General features: G+C 55.0%; 22 protein-coding genes. 4 read left to right on the top strand and 18 right to left on the bottom strand.

The genetic code is table 11. The features are described 5' to 3' along the window. Positions 1-10: 10 nt before the first annotated feature. Positions 11-718, bottom strand: coding sequence for a ribonuclease III (rnc, locus tag HOO88_09155; GenBank protein NOU36921.1), 708 nt, complete (start codon positions 716-718; stop codon positions 11-13). Between the two features lie 128 nt (positions 719-846). Here rnc and HOO88_09160 point away from each other — a divergent pair, with 128 nt between their 5' ends. Beyond that, positions 847-1,599: an SHOCT domain-containing protein gene (locus HOO88_09160; protein ID NOU36922.1), complete on the top strand. Its 753-nt coding sequence runs from the start codon at positions 847-849 to the stop codon at positions 1,597-1,599. Positions 1,600-1,648: 49 nt separating this feature from the next. Here the strand turns inward: HOO88_09160 and xerD are convergent, their stop codons facing one another. The 8 genes from xerD to HOO88_09200 all read right to left on the bottom strand — a co-directional run bounded on the left by xerD (position 1,649) and on the right by HOO88_09200 (position 9,068). After that, positions 1,649-2,536, bottom strand: coding sequence for a site-specific tyrosine recombinase XerD (gene xerD / locus HOO88_09165; protein ID NOU36923.1), 888 nt, complete (start codon positions 2,534-2,536; stop codon positions 1,649-1,651). Then, positions 2,533-3,423, bottom strand: coding sequence for a phosphoribosylaminoimidazolesuccinocarboxamide synthase (locus tag HOO88_09170; protein ID NOU36924.1), 891 nt, complete (start codon positions 3,421-3,423; stop codon positions 2,533-2,535). Before HOO88_09170 ends, xerD begins: the two co-directional genes overlap by 4 nt. A gap of 85 nt (positions 3,424-3,508) precedes the next feature. Next, positions 3,509-3,829, bottom strand: a complete 321-nt coding sequence (locus HOO88_09175) for a nucleotidyltransferase domain-containing protein (protein ID NOU36925.1) — start codon at positions 3,827-3,829, stop codon at positions 3,509-3,511. A gap of 8 nt (positions 3,830-3,837) precedes the next feature. Beyond that, positions 3,838-4,995, bottom strand: a complete 1,158-nt coding sequence (gene nifS, locus HOO88_09180) for a cysteine desulfurase NifS (GenBank protein ID NOU36926.1) — start codon at positions 4,993-4,995, stop codon at positions 3,838-3,840. Next, positions 4,992-5,828 (bottom strand): Fe-S cluster assembly protein NifU, encoded by an 837-nt coding sequence (gene nifU / locus HOO88_09185; protein NOU36927.1) that lies wholly within the window; start codon positions 5,826-5,828, stop codon positions 4,992-4,994. Before nifU ends, nifS begins: the two co-directional genes overlap by 4 nt. A 49-nt stretch (positions 5,829-5,877) precedes the next feature. Further along, a complete protein-coding gene (gene nadA / locus HOO88_09190) occupies positions 5,878-6,783 on the bottom strand; it encodes a quinolinate synthase NadA (protein ID NOU36928.1) in 906 nt (301 codons plus the stop codon). Positions 6,784-6,857: 74 nt separating this feature from the next. Continuing rightward, on the bottom strand, positions 6,858-8,135 hold the full coding sequence (locus HOO88_09195; protein ID NOU36929.1) for a TRAP transporter large permease subunit: 1,278 nt from the start codon (positions 8,133-8,135) through the stop codon (positions 6,858-6,860). Between the two features lie 27 nt (positions 8,136-8,162). Continuing rightward, positions 8,163-9,068, bottom strand: coding sequence for a cation transporter (locus HOO88_09200; protein ID NOU36930.1), 906 nt, complete (start codon positions 9,066-9,068; stop codon positions 8,163-8,165). Between the two features lie 174 nt (positions 9,069-9,242). Here HOO88_09200 and HOO88_09205 point away from each other — a divergent pair, with 174 nt between their 5' ends. Beyond that, positions 9,243-10,058, top strand: coding sequence for an undecaprenyl-diphosphate phosphatase (locus HOO88_09205; protein ID NOU36931.1), 816 nt, complete (start codon positions 9,243-9,245; stop codon positions 10,056-10,058). A gap of 9 nt (positions 10,059-10,067) precedes the next feature. Here the strand turns inward: HOO88_09205 and recJ are convergent, their stop codons facing one another. From recJ to HOO88_09245, 8 genes are all read right to left on the bottom strand, one after another. Then, positions 10,068-11,774: a single-stranded-DNA-specific exonuclease RecJ gene (gene recJ / locus HOO88_09210; GenBank protein ID NOU36932.1), complete on the bottom strand. Its 1,707-nt coding sequence runs from the start codon at positions 11,772-11,774 to the stop codon at positions 10,068-10,070. 63 nt (positions 11,775-11,837) lie between these two features. Next, complete coding sequence (secD, locus tag HOO88_09215) at positions 11,838-14,309, bottom strand: protein translocase subunit SecD (protein NOU36933.1); 2,472 nt, start codon at positions 14,307-14,309, stop codon at positions 11,838-11,840. 18 nt (positions 14,310-14,327) lie between these two features. After that, positions 14,328-14,657: a preprotein translocase subunit YajC gene (gene yajC / locus HOO88_09220; GenBank protein ID NOU36934.1), complete on the bottom strand. Its 330-nt coding sequence runs from the start codon at positions 14,655-14,657 to the stop codon at positions 14,328-14,330. A gap of 134 nt (positions 14,658-14,791) precedes the next feature. Beyond that, positions 14,792-16,393 carry a sugar hydrolase gene (locus HOO88_09225; protein NOU36935.1) on the bottom strand — a complete coding sequence of 534 codons (1,602 nt, stop codon included), beginning with the start codon at positions 16,391-16,393 and terminating at the stop codon, positions 14,792-14,794. Beyond that, positions 16,368-17,150, bottom strand: coding sequence for a DUF975 family protein (locus HOO88_09230; protein ID NOU36936.1), 783 nt, complete (start codon positions 17,148-17,150; stop codon positions 16,368-16,370). Before HOO88_09230 ends, HOO88_09225 begins: the two co-directional genes overlap by 26 nt. Before the next feature lie 10 nt (positions 17,151-17,160). Continuing rightward, the gene (locus HOO88_09235) at positions 17,161-17,934 is read right to left on the bottom strand and encodes an ABC transporter ATP-binding protein (protein NOU36937.1); all 774 of its coding nucleotides are present in this window, start codon (positions 17,932-17,934) and stop codon (positions 17,161-17,163) included. Beyond that, the gene (locus HOO88_09240) at positions 17,931-18,740 is read right to left on the bottom strand and encodes an ABC transporter ATP-binding protein (GenBank protein NOU36938.1); all 810 of its coding nucleotides are present in this window, start codon (positions 18,738-18,740) and stop codon (positions 17,931-17,933) included. The genes HOO88_09235 and HOO88_09240 overlap by 4 nt, the downstream gene beginning before the upstream one ends. Position 18,741: 1 nt before the next feature. Next, entirely contained in the window at positions 18,742-19,824 is a 1,083-nt protein-coding gene (locus tag HOO88_09245; GenBank protein NOU36939.1) for a YjgP/YjgQ family permease, read from the bottom strand. 114 nt (positions 19,825-19,938) lie between these two features. On the opposite strand from HOO88_09245, the gene zwf reads away from it, so the two are divergent. Both zwf and HOO88_09255 read left to right on the top strand, forming a co-directional pair. After that, on the top strand, positions 19,939-21,429 hold the full coding sequence (zwf, locus tag HOO88_09250; protein NOU36940.1) for a glucose-6-phosphate dehydrogenase: 1,491 nt from the start codon (positions 19,939-19,941) through the stop codon (positions 21,427-21,429). Next, entirely contained in the window at positions 21,426-21,740 is a 315-nt protein-coding gene (locus tag HOO88_09255) for a divalent-cation tolerance protein CutA (protein NOU36941.1), read from the top strand. The genes zwf and HOO88_09255 overlap by 4 nt, the downstream gene beginning before the upstream one ends. Here HOO88_09255 and HOO88_09260 read toward each other — a convergent pair. Next, the gene (locus HOO88_09260) at positions 21,737-22,567 is read right to left on the bottom strand and encodes a GntR family transcriptional regulator (protein ID NOU36942.1); all 831 of its coding nucleotides are present in this window, start codon (positions 22,565-22,567) and stop codon (positions 21,737-21,739) included. The two genes, HOO88_09255 and HOO88_09260, sit on opposite strands and share 4 nt — an antisense overlap.

Genomic DNA, 22,567 nt, shown 5'->3' on the forward strand with positions numbered 1-22,567 from the left:
CTCCCACAGTTCAATTCTTTAAAATCATATTCCGCACCGCCTTTTCGGCGGCCATTTTTTCAGCTTCGCGTCGGCTGGATCCTTCGCCGCGATAGGCATAGTTTGAAACGGTAACTTCAACCAGATAGTGCCGGGCGTGATCCGGTCCGCTCGCTTCGAGAATCGTGTATTCCGGAACAGCATACCCTTTCTTCTGGGCGTATTCCTGAAGCATCCCCTTTGGATTTTCAATGGCCGGCCCCGCGTTTTCCAGGCACTGGAAAATATTGCGCTCAAAAAATTTCCGCGCGGCTTTCAGTCCGCCATCGAGCCAGACCGCGCCGAGCAGCGCCTCCAGAGCATCTTCGAGATTGGAATCGCGGTTCGCGCCTCCGCTGGCCGCTTCACCTTTACCCAGCCGCAGGTGCTCACCCAGTCCGAGCGAGCGGGCCGCGGACGTCAGCGCCGAGCCCGAACTGATCGCGCTTTTGAGTTTAGTCAGCTCGCCTTCCGCCGCCTGCGGATTTTTTTCCACCAGGATATCGGCGGCCAGCAGACCGAGAACCGCATCGCCCAGAAATTCGAGCCGCTGATTATCGGTTTCCGCCTCCGGCATTTCATAACGGTACGATGGATGTGTCAGTGCCGTTTCCAGCAGAGTTTTTTTTCTAAAGCGGTATTCGATGCGCTTTTCCAGCGCCCGCTTGTCCTGAGTTTTGTCGAAGGAGAAAATTTTCATGTTTATTCCTGATGTTTGGAAATTGAACCAGAAAAACCGGCTATTGGAAACCGTAACGGTAGTTTTTATGGATTTACAGCCGGACAGTTTAAGTTTATGAATGGTGCCGTTAGCGAAAGGAACTGCCCATGAAAAGATTGAGTTTTGCATTAACCCTGATCGTCCTGTCAGCCATTATCACCGGATGCACCCATCCGATGACCGTCACCAACCTGAACAACTACCACAACAAAACTATCGTCGCGCTCGATGAACGTCTGCGGATCGGCATTCGCGCCAACGCCGCCGACCTCAACGGACACCGGTTCATCCACGCCGTCGGCCGCGACCTGCTCAAATACAACGCGCAATGCACCACCGCCGTGGACAATACCAACGAATTTATCGACGTCATCGCCAACATCTCCGTCGTTTCCAAACAGCGCGGTTCCGGCTGGAACTTCTGGGCCGACTTCCCCGGCTTCCTGATCTGGTTCCCGTCGTGGCACGGCTATAACTACGATCTCATGTACGACATTGACGTAACGCTCAACGACGCCAAAACCGGCAAGCTCATTAACAGCATGTTCATTCCGGTCCGCCTCGACGTCAAACACGCCGACATCAGCCGCACCTGGGTTATGTGGTCTGTTCCTGTTATCAGTCCATTTTTCGGCGGTCTGCACAACATGACCTACGACGAAACCGTCACTCCGCTCGCCGAGCAGGAAGTTTCTCCGGTACTGGCCGACTACGTCGCTCAGGAAATCGCCCTCACTCTGCACTACTACAAATCTCTGCCGCGTGACCGCTTCGAAAAGCTCCAGCAACTTCTGGATGACAAACTCATCAGCAAAGAAGAATACGAGATGAAGCGCAAAGCCATCGTTGACGACATTTGATCTTCTGCCGCTTCACGCAAAAAGCGCTCCGGTCTCCGGGGCGCTTTTTTTATGATCGCGGATGAAACTGGCGGTGGACACCTTTAAGCCGGTCAGGATCGACGTGCGTGTAAATCTGCGTCGTGGCGATGTCGGCATGGCCGAGCATTTCCTGAATAATGCGCAGCGGCGCGCCGTTGGCCAGCAGATGACTGGCAAATGAGTGGCGCAAGGTATGCGGATAAATCGTCTTGGTGATACCGGCGTCGCGGGCGCATTTTTTGATCATGTCCCAGATCGTTTTGCGCGACATCGGCTGACGGCGACTGCTCAGAAAAACCGTCTGTTCCTGCGGACCGGGCGTCAGTTTTGGGCGAATCTCTTTGATGTATTGCTTCACTTTTTCGATGGCTTCTTTGCCGACCGGCACAACACGTTCTTTGCGGCCTTTGCCGATACAGCGCAAAAAGTGTTCATCAAAATGCAGGTCGGTTAATTGCAAGCTGGCCAGTTCGGAGACGCGCAGTCCGGAAGCGTAGAAAAGTTCCAGCACGGCGCGATTGCGGATGCCGAGCGGCGTCGTCAAGTCCGGCGCGGCGAACAGCCGGTCGATTTCTTTCGGCGTCAGTACGCTCGGAAGCATCTTCCAGACTTTGGGCGATTCCATCGTCTCGGCGACGTTGATGCTGAGCAGCCCTTCTTGCGCCAGATAACGGAAAAAAACCTTAAGCGAAACCAGATGACGCGACAGCGAGTTTGCCGCCAGTCCACGCGCCTTTTCCGCCATCAGGTGATCGAGAATCTGTTTGCGCGTCACCGCATTAATCGAACTGACGCCCTTTTGCGCCAGCCAGTCGATAAACCGTCCGATGTCGTCGGCATACGCCGAGCGCGTGTTTTTGCTTAAGCCCAGCTCAAGGGAAATATAATCAAGGAATTGCTCTAAGAGCGCTCTCAGAGTTTTCCTCCGGTTAAGCGTTCATACGCTTCCAGATATTTGGCCTGCGTCTTGGTGATAATCTCTTCGGGCAGCGCCGGTGCCGGCGGCGTTTTATCCCAGTCGAGCGTTTCGAGATAGTCGCGGACAAACTGTTTGTCGTACGACATCGGCGAAGAGCCGACCTTATACGTATCGGCGGGCCAGAAGCGTGAGCTGTCGGGTGTGAGAGCTTCGTCGATCAGAATGATTTCGCCGTCGAGTTCGCCGAATTCAAATTTGGTGTCAGCGATAATGATGCCTTTGGTCAGCGCGTATTCGGCGGCCCGCTTGTAGAGCGCAATGCTGATCGCTTTCAGCTTTTCGGCCTTCGCCGCGCCAACGATTTCTTTGGCACGTTCGAACGAAATGTTTTCGTCGTGAAGTCCCTGCTCCGCTTTGGTGGACGGCGTAAAAATCGGCTCGTCGAGTTTTGAAGCCATCTGGTAACCGGCGCGCAGCGGCATGCCGCCAATGGTTCCGCTCTGCTTGTATTCCTTCCAGCCGGAGCCGATCAGATAGCCGCGCACAATACACTCGACCGGAAACACGGTGGTTTTTTTAACCAGCATGGAACGTCCTGCGAGTTGGTCGGCGTGCTGATTGTACGGTGCAGGAAACTTGCTGACATCGGTGGTGATCATGTGGTTTTTGACAATGTCGCCGGTACGCTCAAACCAGAACTTGGAAATCATATTGAGCACGCTGCCCTTTTTGGGAATGCCGTTCGGCATCACGCAGTCAAAAGCGGAAATACGGTCGCTGGCTACAAACAGCAGTTTGTCGCCTGCATCATAAATTTCGCGCACCTTGCCGCTACGCGGTGCCGGAACTCCGGGAATCCTGATTTTCGTTAAAGCCTGGCTCATATATTCTCCATCGATTGTTAAAAATAAAAACGTGGGACAGGCTTCCAGCCTGTCCGGACAGCCATTCTGGCTGTCCTACTTTCATTCAAGCGTGAGAGGCTTCATAAAGAACCCTCCCCGCGTCAAGGATGCCGCTTATGAAAGTATCGCCAAGCCGGAGGCGCTCTAAAACCGCTTCGGGAGTCCTGACAATGAAATCAACCGGAAATGACGGGCGGGCTTCCATCCGCATCTCAACCGCTTGATCCACGCTCCGGCCCGAAAACGGCATAACAACCAGTAAATCCACATCGGAATCTTCGGTGGGGCTGCCTGACGCATAGGAACCGAAAAGAACAATCTTTTCGGGATGAAACCGCTTTGCAATCCGGTTGCTGAGTTCCTCAATCTGTCGGCGCGTAACCATATCTTCTTTTATACGAACGGAGACAGTTCGCGCAAGCGTTTTACAACTTTCGGCAGTTCGGTCAATACCGCGTCGACGTCTTTATCGATGTTATAGGTGCTGAAACTGAACCGGATGGAACCGTGTACCGAAACACCCGCCACATTCATGGCGCGCAGAACGTGCGACGGCTCCAGCGAACCGGAAGCGCAGGCCGAACCGGTCGAGGCGCAGATGCCGCGATCGTCGAGCATCAGCAGAATCGCTTCGCCTTCGATAAAATCAAAACTGATGTTGGTGGTATTGGGCAAACGGCATTTCGGATCACCGTTGACGCGCGCTCCGGGGCAGGTTGCCAGAAGGCCCTGCTCCAGCCGGTCGCGCATTGCTTTGACCCGCGTATTTTCTTCTTTCATGTGCTTCGCGGCCAGATTGCAGGCAACGCCGAGACCAACAATGTACGGCACGTTTTCGGTGCCTGCCCGCCGCCCGCGCTCCTGATGTCCGCCGAGAATCAGCGGTTTCACCTTGGTGCCGCGCCGGATGTAGATGGCGCCGACGCCTTTGGGCGCGTGCAGTTTGTGGCCGGAAAGTGAAAGCATATCGATCGGCAGTTCGCTGACGTTCATCGGAATTTTTCCGACGGCTTGCACGGCGTCGGTATGAAAAATTCCGCCCGCCTCGTGCACCATTTCGCCGATCAGTCCGACCGGAAAAATCACGCCGGTTTCGTTATTCGCCCACATGATGGAGGTGAGCGTTTTTCCGGCCTTCACTTCGCGCCGCAACGTGTCCATATCAAGACGACCGAGCTGATCGACATCGAGCTTGGTCAGGCGGAATCCGCGGTCTTCGAGATAGTGGCACGGGCCGGAAATGGCGGCGTGTTCCACTTTGGATGTAATAATGTGCGGCGGCTTATCCATCGCTTCCGCTCCGCCGCGGATGGCGAGATTATTGCTCTCCGAACCGCAGCTGGTGAACGTGATTTCCTGCGGGTCTTCCGCGCCGATCAGCGCGGCGACCTGCTCGCGGGCGGCTTCGACATATTTTTTAACCTGCCCGCCGAAGGTGTGCATGCTGGACGGATTGCCCCACAGTTCCGTCAGAAAAGGCATCATCGCTTCGCGCACTTCGTCGGCAACCTTCGTCGTGGCGTTGTTGTCGAGATAGACAATGCGGTTCATTTTATTTCCTCCACACGAATCTCGTCAGACACATTGTCTTTCAGTCGTGCTTCCACGACATCTTTGAGCGTGATCGCCGAAACCACGCAACCGGAACAGGCTCCGCGGAAACGAACCTTGACCGTATTGCCGTCCACATCAATCAACTCCAGATCGCCGCCGTCCTGACGCAGTGCCGGACGGATTTCGCGGTCGATCACGTCTTCGATCAGGTGAATCCGTTGCAGGTTCGTCAGCACTTTTTTCTCCGGCGCGGCAGTCGCCGCCTGCTCGCCGTGAACACGGTCGATAATTTTCTGAAGTTCCGGCAGACAATTGCCGCAGCCGCCGCCCGCTTTGCAGGCGTTGGTCAGCGCTTCCAGGGTTTGGACATTGTTTTCGCGGGTGACGCGTTCGATTTCTTTGTCCGTCACGCCGAAACAGTGGCAGACCACTTCGCCTTCAAGTTCCTTGTCCCACTTTTTGCCGGTGCGGTAATTATAAATTGCAGCTTCGAGCGCCTCGCGTCCCATCACCGAACAATGAACTTTCTGCTTCGGCAGGCCGCCGAGATATTCGGCAATGTCCTTGTTGGTGATTTTCTCCACTTCGTCGAGTGTCTTGCCGATGATCATCTCGGTCAGCGCCGACGACGACGCAATCGCGCTGGCGCAACCGAAGGTCTGAAACTTGGCTTCCTTGATACGGCCCTGATCGTCCAGTTTAAACATCAGCTTGAGCGCATCGCCGCACGCCAGCGAGCCAACCTCGCCGGTTCCATCCGGGTTGTCGATTTTCCCAACGTTGCGAGGGTTCTTAAAATGGTCATTCACTTTGTCTGTATAGTCCCACATGGCATTTCTCCTAAAAGGTGACCACGATAATCGGGTTTGACATATACGGTCAACCGATTTCGAGCATTCGTTCGATCGAACCGACCGCACGCCGGGCGATTTCTTCCGGCACGGTTACGCGATGTTTCATATCCTGAAGTGACCAGAGTACTTTCTCGAGTGTGATCTTCTTCATGTTCGGGCAGACGGCACGGTCGGGATTGACTGGATAAAATGTTTTGCCGGGGTTTTCGTTCCGCAGGCGATAATTGATGCCCAGCTCCGTAGCGATAATGAACTCCTTGTGACTCGAAGTCTGCGCAAAGCGGCACATCTGTCCGGTCGAAAGCAGTTCGTCAGCCAGATCGCGCACCGGCTTATTGCATTCCGGGTGGGCCAATACCAGCGCGTCAGGATGCTTTGCTTTCATTTCCAGCACATCGGTATCGCGGATGCGTTCGTGTGTCGGACAGAAACCGTTATAGAGAATCAGATCGCGGCCCAGCCGTTCAGCCACAAACGAACCGAGGTTGCGGTCGGGGACAAAAATGATTTCCACATCGCCGAGGGACTGCGCCACCTTTACCGCGTTCGACGACGTACAGCAGATATCGCTCTCCGCCTTCACCTCCGCCGAACTGTTCACGTAACAAATGACCTTCGCGCCGGGATGCTGCGCTTTCACCGCACGAAGCTTTTCCGCCGTCACCATATCGGCCATCGGACAGCCGGCGCCGGGATCGGGAATCAGAATCGTCTTTTCCGGCGAAAGAATCGCGGCGGTCTCGGCCATAAAATGGACGCCGCAAAAAACCACGACTTCATTTGGAAGTGTCGCGGCCTTACGGCTCAGTTCCAGCGAATCGCCGGTGAAGTCGGCAATCGCCTGAACTTCATCGACCTGATAGTTGTGCGCGATAATCACCGCGCCGCGCTGCTTTTTCAGCTCTAGAATCTGCTCTTCAATCGTCTTCATAACGGAGAAATTTAACCACGGATCGACACGAATGGACACCATTTTTCCAATCTCTGGGGCTGACGATTCAACGCCTATACGCCCCACACCCACCAGACGAAAGCGCAGGCGGAAACAACCGCTGCCACGGTGAAGGGAATACCAATCCGCATAAATTCTTTGAAGCCGACCTGATAACCGTGTTTTTTCAGAATTCCGAGGGTGACGACATTGGCGGATGCGCCGATCGGCGTCAGGTTCCCGCCGAGGCAGGCGCCGATCAGCAGTCCGAACATGAGAAGAGGAACCGGCGCGCCGATCTGATCGGCCACTTTCTGGGCAACAGGAATCATCACTAGCAGGAACGGCACGTTATCCACAAATCCCGACACCAAAACCGAAAACAGCACGATCACCGTAAAAGCGAGAGCTACGTTGGAGCCGACCCAGCCGGACATGCCTGTGGCCAGCTTATCCATCCATCCGGAATCACTTAGGCCGCCCACCAGAACAAAGATACCGATCAGAAAAAATGTCGTATCCCAGTCGAGGGTTTTAGCCAGCTTGCGCAAACTGCCCCAGCGGGCAATGCCGCGAAACCAGATCAGCGCAACTGCGCCAAGAATCAAGGTGTAGGTTCCGGCAAACCATTTAAATTCCGGATCGAACAGTGTGGCAAACGAAAGTCCGATAACCAGCAGACCCAGCAAAGACGCCGGCACCCAGGAACGGGCCGTCTCCTGCGCCAGCAAAACCGATTTTGTACGATGACTGCGAAACAGCCAGGCCAGCACCAGCAGCGAGGCAATGGCCCCGATTTGTACGGCAAAGAAAATACCGGGCCGCCCTTCATATGCGAAAAAATCCCAGAAGCCCATTTTCATATAGCCGGCCAGAATCATGCTTGGCGGGTCACCAATCATCGTCGCTGTTCCCTGTAAATTACTGCTGACCGCAATACCGATCAGCAACGGCACCGGGCTGACTTTCAGTTTATCCGCCAGACTCAGCGCAACCGGCGCAAGCAGCAGTACGACGGCGACATTTTCCACGAACATGGAAATGACGCCCGCCAGCGCGCACAGAACCAGCATGGCAACGCGGGTGCTTTTCGCTTTATCAACCAGCCATTCGGCCATCACCGCCGGAACACGCGACATCATGAAAATTTCGGCCAGAATCAAGGTGCCGAAAAAAAGCCCCATGACGTTCCAGCTGATCTTAGTAAAAAGCGCGTCGCTCCATGTCAGCACGCCGGTCGCTACCAGAAGTGCTCCACCAGCGCAAGCGACCCACGAACGTTTTCCCGGCAGGAAAACGAACAAAACGTAGCAGAGAATAAATACGGCCAGACTGATCCACTCTTTTGTCATAAATCTTTACCTCCAAACTTTATAAATTCAACGATCCGTTTCCGCGTCATCCCAGGATGCCGGGTCTTCCAGCGATTCCAAATGACTGAACACGGTGACGTGCGATAAGGCGTCGCGAAGATCGGCCTCGATGTGATCAATCAGCTGATGTCCGCGTGCCACGGTCCACGTCCCCGGAACCAGCATGTGAAAAGAAATGAAACGCTGTGCTCCGGCCTGCCGGGTACGTAAGGCATGGTATTGCGCACCTTCTTCCAGATGAGCTCCCAGGATGTCGCGAACTTTCTGCTGCTCTTCAGTGGATATCGCGGCGTCCATCAAGCCGCCGACGGAGGTGCGCATAATACGGACGCCGGTCCAGACGATATTGCCTGCAACGATCAGCGCGACGATCGGATCTAACTGCGTCCAGCCGGTCAAAACAACGGCGCCGATGCCGATCAGAACACCCGCCGAAGTCCATACATCGGTCAGCAAATGGTGCGCATTGGCTTCCAGCGTGATGGAATCGTGGCGGCGGCTGGCCCAAAGCAAAATAATTGCAACAACCAGATTAACCAGCGATGCCGCAACAGAAACGGCCAGACCGAGTCCGATCTGTTCAAGCGGTCTCGGAAAAACAAGCCGGTGAACGGCGGCGATGCCGATGCTGGCCGCCGCAACCAGAATCAGAGCACCTTCGACAACGCTTGAAAAATATTCGGCCTTGCTGTGTCCGTACGGATGATCCTCGTCCGCCGGACGGGCGGCGACGGTCAGCATGGCCACAGCCATCAGCCCCCCTGCCAGATTAACAACCGACTCGAGAGCATCGGAAAGCAGTCCGACCGAGCCGGTCAGAAAATACGCGACGGTTTTCAAGCCAATCGTAAGGACTGCCGCGGCGGTAGATAGCCAGGCAAACCGGACAAGGCCTTTGCGAGATACTTCCATGTAAAATTCTTTCAGTATTAGAGTTCGAGCAGAAAAACGTCTGGTTTAGATACCCTTTGGCCGTCCCTATAGCTAGAAAAAACTCGGGATCGGCTTTCCCTAAAACGGTTTTGATTTGTCGTCAACCTCCTGCCATAGTGTGCCGGATTTTTCGACAACCTGATTGGAACCCCGATGACTGTTCTGCTTTTTTTTAAAACACTTCTGCTTGGGCTGATCGAAGGAATCACCGAATTTCTCCCCATCAGCAGTACCGGCCACATGATTCTGGCCAATGAATTTATCCGGCTTTCGGAAAATCAGGCTTTTACAGCGGTATTCGAGGTGTTCATTCAGTCGGGGGCTATTCTGGCGGTTGTAGTACTTTTCTGGCACGAACTATGGCCTTTTGCCGGAACCAAAACAGAACAGCGCAACAAATGGCTCCTGTGGGCAAAAACCATCGTGGCTTTCATTCCCGCCGCCGTCACCGGCCTGCTCTTTGACGATTACATCGAAACTCATCTCCACACACCCGTCACGGTTGCAGCAACGCTGATTTTTTATGGCGTTCTTCTCATTATTTTCGAACGGAACCACCGTGCCCAGCCGACTGCGCTCCATTCGATTAACGACCTCACCTTCCGGATCGCATTCTTCGTCGGGCTGACCCAGTGCTTCGCACTGATTCCCGGAACCTCCCGCTCAACCGCAACGATTCTTGGCGGTCTTTTTCTGGGGCTTAACCGGACATTGGCCGCAGAATTCTCGTTTTTTCTGGCCGTCCCGACCATCGCCGCCGCCGGGGCATTCAAGCTTCTGAAAAGCGGCGCGGACTTTACGGTCGCCGAATACATCATGCTTGCTACAGGTTTCGCCGTATCCTTTGTCGTGGCGGCAGTTGTTATCAAATGGCTGATGCGCTACCTGCGCAAACACAGCCTCATCCCGTTCGGCTGGTACCGGATCATTCTCGGACTGATCGTCCTCGGCTGGTGGTTCACGAAATAATCCGGGTATTTACAAAACCGCAGGACGAATATCCCGAATGTTAATCTGCAACGTTGTGCGTCCGTTCCAGACATTTTCCTGTAGCGTGAAAGCCACATCAATCGGCCCGGCAGGCAGTTTTTCGGCCAGATTAAAGCCAATCGCTTCACGCCGCGTTTTCCCATCGGCAAGCGTCAGCTTGAGATGCTTCTCCTTGAGAATGCGGCTGTCCGCCGCCGTCACCCCGCAAACAGCCCAGACCGGCTCCGGATTATCCTGGCCGAACGGGCCGGTGCGTTTAAGACCATCCATCAGCGACGCATCGGTTTCATCGAGCGTAACAATGCGGTCGATTTCCAAAACAGGCCGCAAATCCGCCGCTTGAAGCTGCGCAATCGCGGCTTCGTTAAAACGGATTTTAAACGCTTCAAGATGCTGTTCTTCAATTTCGAGTCCGGCAGCCATGGCGTGCCCGCCGAACTGTTTCAGAAAACCGGAACAGATGTTAAGTCCATCAAGAATGTTGAATGCGTCGATACTGCGGCAGGAGCCGCGTCCGCGGACGCCATCCATACCGATCACGGCGACGGGACGTCCATAGCGCGCCACAAGACGCGAAGCGACAATGCCGATCACGCCGGTGTGCCAACCCTCGCGGGCGATGACGAGGCCGAAGTTTTTCTCTGCGTCAAAATAGGAATCAATCTCTTCGATGGCATCGCGGACGATATCTTTCTCAATCGCCTGCCGCTCGCGATTGGCGCTGTCGAGCAGTTGCGCCAGTTCATCGGCCCGCGCCGGCAGATCGGTAAGAAGCAGTTCGAGCGCGGCATCGGCGCGCCCCACCCGTCCGGCGGCATTGATACGCGGCCCGAGCGCAAAGCCGGCATGCCACGCTTCGACGGTGCCCGCCATACCGGCCAGTTTTTTCAGCGCGTTCCAGCCCGCCCAGCAGGAATTTTCCAAGGCCTGAAATCCGGCGCGCACCAGCACGCGGTTTTCGCCGAGCAGCGGCACCATATCAGTGACCGTAGCAACGGCGACGAAATCGAGATATTTTTTCAGATCGACAGAAGCCGAGGCGAGACAGCCGCTGTCGCGTCCGTTTTTAATGAGCGCATGGCAAAGTTTAAAGGCAACGCCAGCCCCAGCAAGAATACGCCCCGGATGATTCGGTGACAGTTTAGGATTCACGACAGCCACCGCATGCGCCAGTTGTGCGTCCGGTTCGTGATGGTCAGTAATGACGACATCGATACCGGCGACACGGGCCTTCTCGACCGCTTCGACGGAATTTGTTCCGCAGTCAACGGTGACAATCAGCGACGGTTTATGTTCGGCGATGCAGGCCGACAGCGCGTCGGGTGAAAGGCCGTAGCCGTCGTCGAACCGGCTCGGAATGTATGCGGAAACATTTCCGCCGAGCTCGCGCAGAACGCGCACCATCAGAACCGTACTGCAAACGCCGTCCACGTCGTAGTCGCCGAAAACGGTGATTTTTTCTCCAGCGGACAGCGCGCGGCAAACGCGCGCCGCGGCTTTTTCCATATCCGGAAGTTCGAACGGATCACGGAGCGTCGAGAGCGCCGGATTCATAAACAGCTCAGCATCGGCGGCGGTTTTGCAACCGCGCTGGGCAAGCAGTGCCGCAAGCGGCCTCGGCAGTTGTTCCAGTTGCTGGAAGAACTCTTCAGCCAGCGCTTCGTCGCACGGTTTGATTTTCCACTGTTTGGACATTATTAAAAAAACAGCGCCCCGAAAATCCGGGGCGCCGCTCCATGATTCCTGAATTCCAGTTTCTTAAACCTTTTCTTCTTTGTGCCAAAGCAGGGCGACCGGCGTGGCAATGTAAACCGAAGAAAATGTTCCAACTGCGATTCCGATGAATAGAATCAGAGCAAAATCGCTGATATCGCCGCCGCCAAAAATCATCAGCGAGATAATGGTCAGCTGCGTTGAAACACCGGTCAGTAAAGTGCGGCTCAGCGTCCGGTTGATGCTGCGATTGGCCACTTCAACGTACGGTTTACCGTGCGAACCCCGGATATCTTCACGGATACGGTCAAAAACCACGATCGTGTCGTTGACCGAATAACCGATAATTGTCAGTAGCGCGGCGACGGTCGTCAGACTGAGCTGACGACCGAGCAGACAGTAGATACCGACGGTGATAATCACATCATGTACCACGGCGACTACCGCACCGGCAGCGAAACCGAATTCAAACCGGACAGCCAGATAGATGATAATTCCAAGCAGCGCGAGGGTCAGCGCGACCAGCCCGCTTTTCTTCAGTTCGGCTCCGATCTGCGGTCCAACGACGTTGGCTTGCAGATTATGATAGCCGTACGTTCCGAAGGCGGATTCAATGGCCCGGATAACTTCATCGCCGTTCTGTCCGCTCACTTTAACTTCCAGTGTTTCCGTGTTTTGGGCGGTCGGATCGAGTTCTTTCTGGTACTGAATACGGGCATCGCGCACACCGGCCTGATCCAGAACAGCCCGCACGGCATCCGGCGCTTGCTTCTGATTGAAAGCGAAGGTGATCGAAGTTCCGCCGGTGAAATCCACCCCGAAATTATCCTGCCCCTTCTTGAGAAAAACAGCCCAGGTGCCGACGATTATGGCGATCGAAATACCGATAACCCAGACGCGCTTGCCGAGAAAGTCATAGTTCGGGTTTTTGAAAACCTGCATCATTTTCATGGTTTTCAGATTGGTCTTATCGGCCAGCAGATTGAGAAGCAGGCGGGTGAACACCAACACGACAAACATGCTGACAATAATACCGGCGGTCAGCGTGACGGCAAAGCCGCGAACCGGGCCGGATCCCTGCCAGAACAGAATAACCGCCGTCAGCAACGTGGTCAGATTGGAGTCAAAAATGGCACTGAACGCTTTGTCATAACCGGCTGAAATAGCATTACGTAACGATTTCCCAGCCTCTAGTTCTTCACGCATACGTTCATAAATCAGCACATTTGCATCCACTGCCATCCCGATGGTGAGCGCGATACCGGCGATACCGGGCATCGTCAGCACGGGTAGCCCGGCCATTGCACCGGCTCCGGCGGAGAACAGGCTGAGAATGCCGGAGGAAAACCACATGCCGAACGGAAGCAGGATAATCACAAGCAACAAAGAAATATTGGCAACCATACCGGCCAGAAAGTAATAGCCCGCCATGAAGGCAAAAACACCGATGCTTCCGTAAATCGAGGCGCGAATCCCTTTGTCGATGGAGTCTTTACCAAGCGAAGGGTCAACGGTGCGTTCTTCGATGATGGTTACCGGCGCAGGCAGTGCTCCTGCACGCAGGACATTGACCAAACGGGTGCATTCATCGACGGTGAACGAACCGGTGATCTGGGCATTGCCGCTGTAAATCGCATCCTGAATGGTCGGCGCGGAATAAAGTTTGCCATCGAGAATGATGGCGAGACGGCGACCCGTATCGCTGTTGAGATTGTTCTGCCCGCGCGGCGCGTAGTCGGCGGTGACTTTACCGAAACGCTCTGCTCCGGCTTTATTAAAAGAAAGCGAAACGTACGGCTGATTGTTCTGCTGTTCGAATTCGACCCGGGCATCTTTGAGCGCCGAACCGGTGAGCTGCTTGCGGACTTCGATATATGCAGGACGGTAGACAATTGAGCCGTCGCGCAGAGTTTCCTTTTCCAGCATGAACTCGGCACCTCGTTTGTTTCCGAAGCGTTTAAGTTCTTCCCAGAGAGCGCGCTCAATCGGCTTATTCTGGTCGCGTTTATAGTACTGCTGACTGCCGTCCCGCACGATACTGAATCCGCTGGGCGTCAAGCCGGTGGAAAAAAGTTCGCCCACCCAGACGTCGCTTTCGGGATGCACCAGACGGAACTCAAGAAACGCCACACTCAGAATGGAAGCCTTGGCTTCGGCGCGTTTGTTCGCGTCAACGCCCGGCAGGCGGATAACAATGCGGTCATCAAGTTGCGGATAAATCTCCGGTTCAGCAATACCCAGACCGTCTACGCGACTGCGGAGGACTTCTAACGCCACACCTTGTGTCTTTTTTACTGCGGCCTGAACCGCTGATTCAAGTGCGGTATCTTCGAGCTTGGCATCGCCTTCCAGAATTTGTTTGCGGACTTCATTCTGATCCACTTCCACGGTGAAGCTTGTTCCGCCCTTGAGGTCGAGACCGAGTTTGACCTTGTCCTTAAACGGGGTCACCAGAACAAGCGACCACGCAGTCAGTACAATCAGCAACAGCCATTTCCACATTGCTTGCTTTTTCATAATCAAATTCCCGACGGGTTAAGCTTTTGTCTCAGAAGGAAGTTCGCCCTTCTCATCCAGAACCTGCGAAACAGCGCTCTTGAGCACTTCGATTTTCGTTTTCTCGGCGATGTTCACGATCAGGGTCTTTTCCTTCACGCTGGCGATTTCGCCGATAATGCCGCTGGTCAGCAGCACGCGGTCACCGCTTTTCACCGCTTCGATCAACGCCTTACGCTCTTTTTCGCGGCGGCGCTGCGGACGGATCATCACGAAATAAAAGATTGCAACCATGAAGACCATCCAGCCGATGGTGAAGCCCGGCGAAGTCTGTCCCTGAGCACCATTTGCTCCCGGTGTTGGTCCCATAGCGATTATCTGTGAAAACATACTTTTCTCCCTTACTTTTTCATAAAAAACACGAAGGCGGACATGCTAGAGTCCGCCCCTGTCCTTGGCAAGCTTGAATCCCGCCGTTCAGCCATTCATTAGCCGTCGGCAGACTAAACCAGATAGTTCCGGATGAAATAGGTCGGCGTACAGCTCCACGCATGACAATAACTGTTCAACTGGTGGCTGTTATACGGCGACAGAAAATCGTCCGCCGGATCATAAACTTCCCAGAAACAGTCGGCTCCCCGGCGCACCATGTCGCCCCAGTAATTGCAGATCAATTTTTCCGCCTCGTCGCGCAGGCCGCACCGGAAAAGCGCTTCGACAATGTAGTGATAAAGGTACGGCCCGGCTGGCCGGATGGCCGACGGCAGGTCCATTGCCCGGCGCATCACCGCCTGCGCTTCGGCACCGGTTACCGTTTTGCTGAGAACCATCCACGCCTGCGACGACCACGAAATCTGGCGATCCGGCCCGCTGATAAACAGTCCGGCGGCGCTGTCGAAAAGATGCTTACGCGCCGCGCCGCGTAACCGTTCGGCTTCGCCGGTAAAAAATGCCGACGCGGTTTTTTCTCCCAGCCGGTCGGCCAGTTCGGCGGCGGCCTCCAGCGCAAAAATCAGGATGCCAAGAAACGATACTTCCTTGTTCAGCTTCGTATGCCAGTCCACGAAGACCCATATCCCTTTTCCTTCGGGGTCGCGGAAGATTCCGTCGGCATCAACCACCGACAGTAGTTTTTCGATCTGCACCAGAATCAGCGGCCACAGTTCGCGCGCCGACTCCCAATCGCCGGAGGCCTCGCAGTAATCGCGAAGTGTCGGGATATAAAGCGCCACGTAATCCAACGCACACAATCCTGAACCGGCCGGTTCAGGATTCTCGTAACAGTTAGTGGCAGCAATCCCCTGCTCCGAACAAAGTCCGCCCAGCAGATAAAGACAGCGTTTAATCAACTGATTGTTACGGAACGAAGCGTGATTGGCCTGAGCCTGAAGATAAAAATCGCCCAGCCAGAGCCGACGATCCCGTTTCGGCCCGTCCTCAAGAACCGTCTGCATACAGTTCCGCAGTGTGCGCAACGCCACGGCATCAATATCTTTCAGTTCCTGACTCAGCGAACTGGGTAGCGCGGCGACCGCCGCTTCGTCGCCGGATGTGACCGCCTTGCAGGTGACACCGTCGATCCGGAACTCGCCGCTGTAACCGGAAACGGTCAGCACATCGATCCGCAGATAGCGGAACGCATAACGGCGCGGCAGTTCAAAAACGCCGGGAATGACATCCACATGGACAATCTCTTCCTGATACCAGGAACGACTAAGCTTGGTGTCGCAAGGCAGAAGAACATCTTCGCCGACCTCGGCGGGCATTTCGCCAAGTACTAGACGAAGCTTTACCGGCGCGTCAATGTGCCGCCCGTTATCGGAAAACGAGAGCCGCAAAGTCCCGACCAGATGCGTGCCGAAGTCGAGAATCGCGGAATCACCTTCCTTACGAACCTGCTGATAATAATCGGCAGGTGTTCCGGCCTTATCCATCCGCCAACCCTGAAACCCTTTACTGTCACGGACGGCGGAAACCAGCGCGACCGGCGCGTATTCCTTTTCGTACAGCGGCGGAATACTTGCTTGGGCGGTTTCGACCCAGCTCTTTCGCTGGGCAAGTACCTGTTCGCGGGCTCCGTTAAAAATTGATTTGCTGACCGGCATTCACATCTCCTTGCGTAGGCTCAACATAGTTCTTCGCCAAATCGTCATAGAAAGCGGTCATGGCCGCCATGTAATAAGGAGCCAGCCAGATCAAACCGATTCCCAGCGTCAGAACAGCGAGAATCTGCCAGCCGATAAACCGGAGCCAGAAAATACCTAGTCGCCAGTAATTGCCCTTCATCAGCTCGATGCCGCGGCGAATCGCCTGCCGGGCGCGAACGGACGGATCGTCAGCCACCACAAACAACGCCAGTCCATAACGCATTTGAAGTGGAATCATAAGGGCGCAAATAACTAAAAAAACGATTGCCACAAGTCCAAGCCCATTAAAGCAGGACATATCCGGCTGCGCACCATTCTCGAATACATCAATCCACACCGCCACTATCGCCTGACCGTCAACACACGTAATAAACAACCATATCATTAATATCCATAAGTGAATTGTCCACGCCAGAATGATTAGAGAAACCAGCAGGTAGGTGAAAACCGCAGTGCCAAAGCGGTTAAAGCCATCGAACATCAAACTAAACCGGTTATCCTGACGCCGCACCGTCGCCAGAAAATAGACAGTCACGCCAACTATCAGTGGAGCGGCAAAAATCCATTGCAATACTCCAAAAGTATGCGGAACTTTACTGATACCAATAGACAGAAAAATATATACCAGCATCACTCCGATGGATTTTCCCCAGTTGTCTGCCAGCCCCGCGCGGGCGGCGGCGGTCAGGTCACGAATCGGCGTCACACTTTTCATGAGTTCCTCCTTATTGAGCTAAAGCTTTATCAATATCCGGAACGGCGGAAAGCAGTTTTTGTGTGTACGGATGCTGCGGATCGTCGCAGACCTGATCGGACGTGCCGGTTTCGACGATTTCGCCTTTAAACATAACGGCGATCCGGTCGCTCATTTCGCGCACAACGGCTAAGTCGTGGCCGATAAAAAGATAAGCCAGTCCGCGTTCGCGCTGAATCCGTTTTAAAAGCTGAATGATGTCGGCCTGTACGGAAACATCGAGCGCCGAAACCGGTTCGTCGGCCACCAGCAGTTTCGGTTCCAGCGCCAAGGCGCGGGCGATGCCGATGCGCTGGCGCTGTCCGCCGCTGAATTCGTGCGGATAGCGATTCAGCCAATCTGGATTAAGGCCGACATCTTCGAACAGCACGGAAGCTCTTTCCCGCCGCGCCGCGCGGTTAGCGCCGATACGGTGGACAAACAAAACTTCTTCAATCGCCGAGCCGACGCTCATGCGCGGATTGAGCGAGCCGAACGGATCTTGAAAAACCATTTGCGCCTGACGGCGAAACTGTTTGAGTTCCGTGCCTTTCAGCGAAGTGACATTGCGGCCGTCAAACGCCACCCGGCCCGCCGCAACCGGTTCCAAAGCCAGAATCGCGCGGCCCAGCGAACTCTTACCGCAACCGCTTTCGCCGACCAGCCCCAGCGTTTCGCCCGACTTCAGCGAAAGGCTGACGCCGCGCACCGCTTCAAGTTCACCATAGCGGACGTTTACCTTTTCAACCTGGAGTAGTTCGTTCATACCGTTTTATGAAGCCGCGGAACGGCCTTGAGAAGTTTCTGTGTGTATTCGTGCTGCGGAGTGCGCAGAACGGTTTTGGTTTCGCCGGACTCGACGATCTTTCCGTTGTTCATCACATAGACCCGGTCGGCCACGTTGGCGACGATGCCCAGGTTGTGGGTGATCAGCAGAATGGAAAGTCCGCGCTTTTCGCGCAGGCCGACGAGCAGTTCCAGTATCTGTTTCTGCACCGTCACATCGAGCGCCGTCGTGGGTTCGTCGGCGACCAGCAGGTCGGGATTGCAGGCGAGCGCCATGGCAATCATGGCGCGTTGCTGCATTCCTCCGGAAAGTTCGTGCGGATACGACCGGGCCGTACGCGCCGGATCGGGCAGTCCGACGTCAGTCAGCAGTTTTTCAACTTCCGCTTTCACCTTCACGCCTTTGCGGTGCAGGCGGATGGCTTCGCCGATCTGCCAGCCGACGGTGTAAACAGGATTCAGCGAAGTCGCCGGTTCCTGAAAAATATAAGCGATGCGCGCGCCGCGCAGTTTCCTAAGTTCCGATTTATTGAGAGTCAGTACGTCCAAATCTTGAAAATTCACGGAACCGCCGACGATCCGACCGGCCGGTTCCGGCACCAGGTTGGCCAGTGCCAGCGCGCTGATGCTTTTGCCGCTGCCGCTTTCGCCGACCAAAGCGACAATCTCGCCGGAAAAAATCTGAAAACTCACGCCGTCCGCCGCGCGCACCGGATTGGCAACGGAACCAAAGTGGACTTCCAGTCCTTGAACATCCACAAGCGGTTTGTCGTCACGTGCGGTCATTTCAACGCATCCGGTGAATAAACAAAGGCGTGGCGGCACCAAAAATAATCACGGGCAGCCAGCCGCCGAGAAAGGCGGAAATAATTTCCTGCTTGCCAAGCGCCTGGGCGGTGAGTTGCAGAATGTAGAAACCGAAGAAGAGGAACATGGCGACCATGATACCGGCAAATGCGCCGCGCCGACCGGTGTGAGCTCCGACCGGCACGCCGATCAGGGTGACAATCAGACAAGTGAAGGGCGCGGCCAGGCGGCTGTGCATATCCACCATCAGCCGCGCACGGGTATTGCTGGAAATATCTTTCTTGGCGCGCAGGTAATGGCGCATTTCGCTGGCGGAAAGGAATTCGGGGTCTTTGATTTCCGCCATGAAGGTCTGCGGCGTTTCGCGCAGATCGCGCATTTCTTTCTGGAGAATCATTTCCGGCGGACCGGAGAGGTCGCCGTTTTCTTTGTAGGCCTGAACCGTAATGTCCATAAACCACCAGCGCCCGTCGAGCCAGAGCGCTTTTTCGGCTTTATATTTGAAAGAATCCGATCCGTCAGGCCGCTGTTCGATCAGCTCGACGTTGTACATCGAGTGGTCGCGCGAATCGATCTTCTGCACCATCCAGACATGATTGCGGTCTTTCAGCGCGAGATTACGGGAGAAAAACTTTTCGTTGTCCCTGCCGGATGACTGGTATTCGAGGAATTTTTTCGCACGGTAACCGGCGTCCGGGGCAACCTTTTCGTTAATGTACGATGTAAGCAGCGTCGCCGCGATTCCCACGCCGATGAACGGCATGACAATGCGGTAAATACTGACCCCGCCAGCACGCATAGCGATGATTTCGCTGTAGCGGGTAAGGCGCGAAAGACTGTGGAGCATGGCCAGCAACAAACAGGCGGGCAACAAGAGAACAATTTTCGGCGGAAGGTGCTGGGTATAGTAGTAGAGAATTTCGGAAATGCGGATGCCGCTGTCGAGAAACTCGCTGAAGTTGTCGAACAGGTCGCTGATGATGAAAATCAGGAGAAATCCGAGCATGCAGTACAACAGCGGAACCAGCAGACTTTTCAGCAGATATTTGGTGAGAATTTTCATGTGAAGGCTCAAACGGTAGCGGGAAAGCCGCGTACCCGCAAGTGCCGATGCATGCGACTTGAAGAACCGCCGCCAATACCCGATACTCGCCGCAACCTGAACGGAGATTGCCTCATGTCCGCGCTTGAAGTCCGTATTGAAGAACCGGTGACCTTTGTCATTTTCGGCGCCTCCGGCGACCTGACCCGCCGGAAGCTGATGCCCGCTCTGTATACCTTGTTTAAGGAAGGCGCGCTGACCGGCAGTTTTTCCATCGTCGGCTTCGCCCGCCGCGACTATGACAACCTAAGTTTTTGCAAGCTGATGGCGGACGCTCTGCGCGAGCACAGCCGGACACCAACAGATGACGTATCGTTAAAAGCGTTCTGCTCGCACTTGAGCTATCACCGCGGCGATCTGGCGGACGCGGCAGCCTACGCCGGACTTCAGGCGAAGTTTGAAAGCGGCGCCCTGCCCGCCAACCGGCTTTTCTATCTTTCCATCACACCCGACCTGACCGCCTCCACCGTAAGCTTTATAAAAAACGCCGGGCTGATTACGCCGCCGGATTCAAAACCGTGGACGCGGGTCGTCGTGGAAAAACCATTCGGCCGCGACCTGCAAAGCGCCAAGGCACTGAATCAGGTTCTGCTCGGTCATTTGGACGAAAGTCAGATTTACCGGATCGATCACTATCTCGGCAAAGAAACCGTGCAGAACATTCTTTCGTTCCGTTTCGCCAACACGATTTTTGAACCGGTCTTCAACCGTACCTATGTGGATCATATTCAGATCACCGCCGCCGAAACCGTCGGCATGGAAAGCGGACGCGGCGCGTTCTACGACCAGACCGGCGCACTGCGCGACATGGTGGTCAACCATCTCTTCCAGTTACTCTGTCTGGTGACGATGGAGCCGCCGGACGGGCTGGATGCGCGTTCAATCCGTAACGAAAAAATGAAAATTCTGGGCGCACTGCGACTGGCCGACGCGACGAAAAACCATCCGGCGCTCTGCTTCGGTCAGTACAGCGGCGACGGAAAAACCAATGCCTTCCGCGACGAAGAGCGCGTCAGCCCGCAGTCGAATACCGAAACCTTCGCCGCCCTGCGGATGGATGTCGGCAACTGGCGCTGGGCCGGTGTTCCGGTTTATCTGCGTACCGGCAAGCGGCTGGCAAAAAAAACCACCGAGATTGCCATTCAGTTTAAAGCGCCTCCGCTGTCGCTCTTCCAGCACGTCGCCTGCAAAGGTGACGTATGCGACCTGACCGGCGTAAAGCCCAACACGCTGATCTTCCGGATTCAGCCGGACGAAGGCATTTTTCTGCAGGTTTCATCCAAACGCCCCAGCATGCAGATGGTGGTCGAAAGCGTGAATATGGATTTTTCCTATTCCGGCAAATGGAACAAAGCGCTGCCGGAAGCCTATGAGCGACTTCTGCTCGACGCCCTGCGCGGCGACTCGACGCTCTTCACCCGCTCCGACGAAGTCGAAGCCGAATGGGCCGTCATTGATTCCATCCTCGCCGAAGCAAAAAACAAACCGTTCGCCTATCCGTCCGGCTCATGGGGCCCGACGGAAGCCGATGCCGTCCTGTTTTCCGGTGTTTGGAAGAACGAATGAACAACAAACTGATTTATGTCACCGCACCGTCGCGTGAAGAAGCCGAGCGGATTGCGGAAGCCGTCGTCACCGAACGGCTGGCGGCCTGTGCCAATATTCTCGACGGCGTCACGTCCCTCTTTCACTGGGAAGGAAAACTCTGCCGCGAAAACGAAGCGGTGCTGATTCTGAAAACGACAGAAGAAAAAACCGCCGCGCTGACTGCACGGATCAAAGAACTCCACTCCTACGAGTGTCCGTGCGTCGTCGTCCTGCCGATCGAAGGCGGAAATCCGGCGTTTCTGGAATGGATTCAGCACGAAGTCCGCTAAGTCAGCTTCGTTCCGTTGTTCTCAAACGTAATCAGCCGCTTTTTGTAGAGCGCGCCGATGGCCTGTTTGTAGGTTTTCTTGCTGACGCCGAACAGACGATAGATTTCTTCCGGCGGAGTTTTGTCGGTGACCGGCATGAACCCGCCCTGCGCTTTGATGTGATTGAGAATGACATCCGTAAGGTCGGTCACTTTTTCAAAGCCGGGTTTATGAAGACACAGATCGATCTTACCGTCGGATCGCACCTGTTTGATGAAGCCGGCAATTTTCTGGCCGCGCTCCAGAGGCTGAAAAACGTCGTTGTAAAAAAGAATGCCCCAGTGCCTGCCGTTGACGATGGCTTTGTAGCCGAGATCGGTTTTGTCGCAGATCATCAGCTTCACCGCTTCGCTGTGCTTATAGGCTGGCGGCGTGCGGTCGAGGAATTTATCGAGCTTGGACGAGGCGGCGATGCGTCCGCTGGCTTCGTCGAGATAGATGTACACGATGTAATGCTGCCGCTCGAACATTTCCACCTTCTGCTCGCGGAACGGTACAAACAAATCTTTCGGCAAGCCCCAGTCGAGAAACGCGCCGATACCGGTGACGGATGCCACGCGCAAACAGGCGAACTCGCCGACCTGCGCCAGCGGCTTCAGCGTAGTGGCGGTCAGACGGTCTTCGGAATCGCTCATCAGAAAAACTTCAATAACGTCGCCGACTTCCCACTCTTTTGGAACATAGCGATTGGGCATCAGAATTTCGCCCAGATTTCCGCCGTCAAGCATCAGGCCGCAGTCCGTTGCCCGTAGCACCGGCAGCCAGTTGGTTTTTCCTATTTCAGCCAT

The sequence above is a fragment of the Kiritimatiellaceae bacterium genome (assembly GCA_013141415.1).
In the GTDB taxonomy this organism is placed as follows: Bacteria; Verrucomicrobiota; Kiritimatiellia; order Kiritimatiellales; family Tichowtungiaceae; genus Tichowtungia.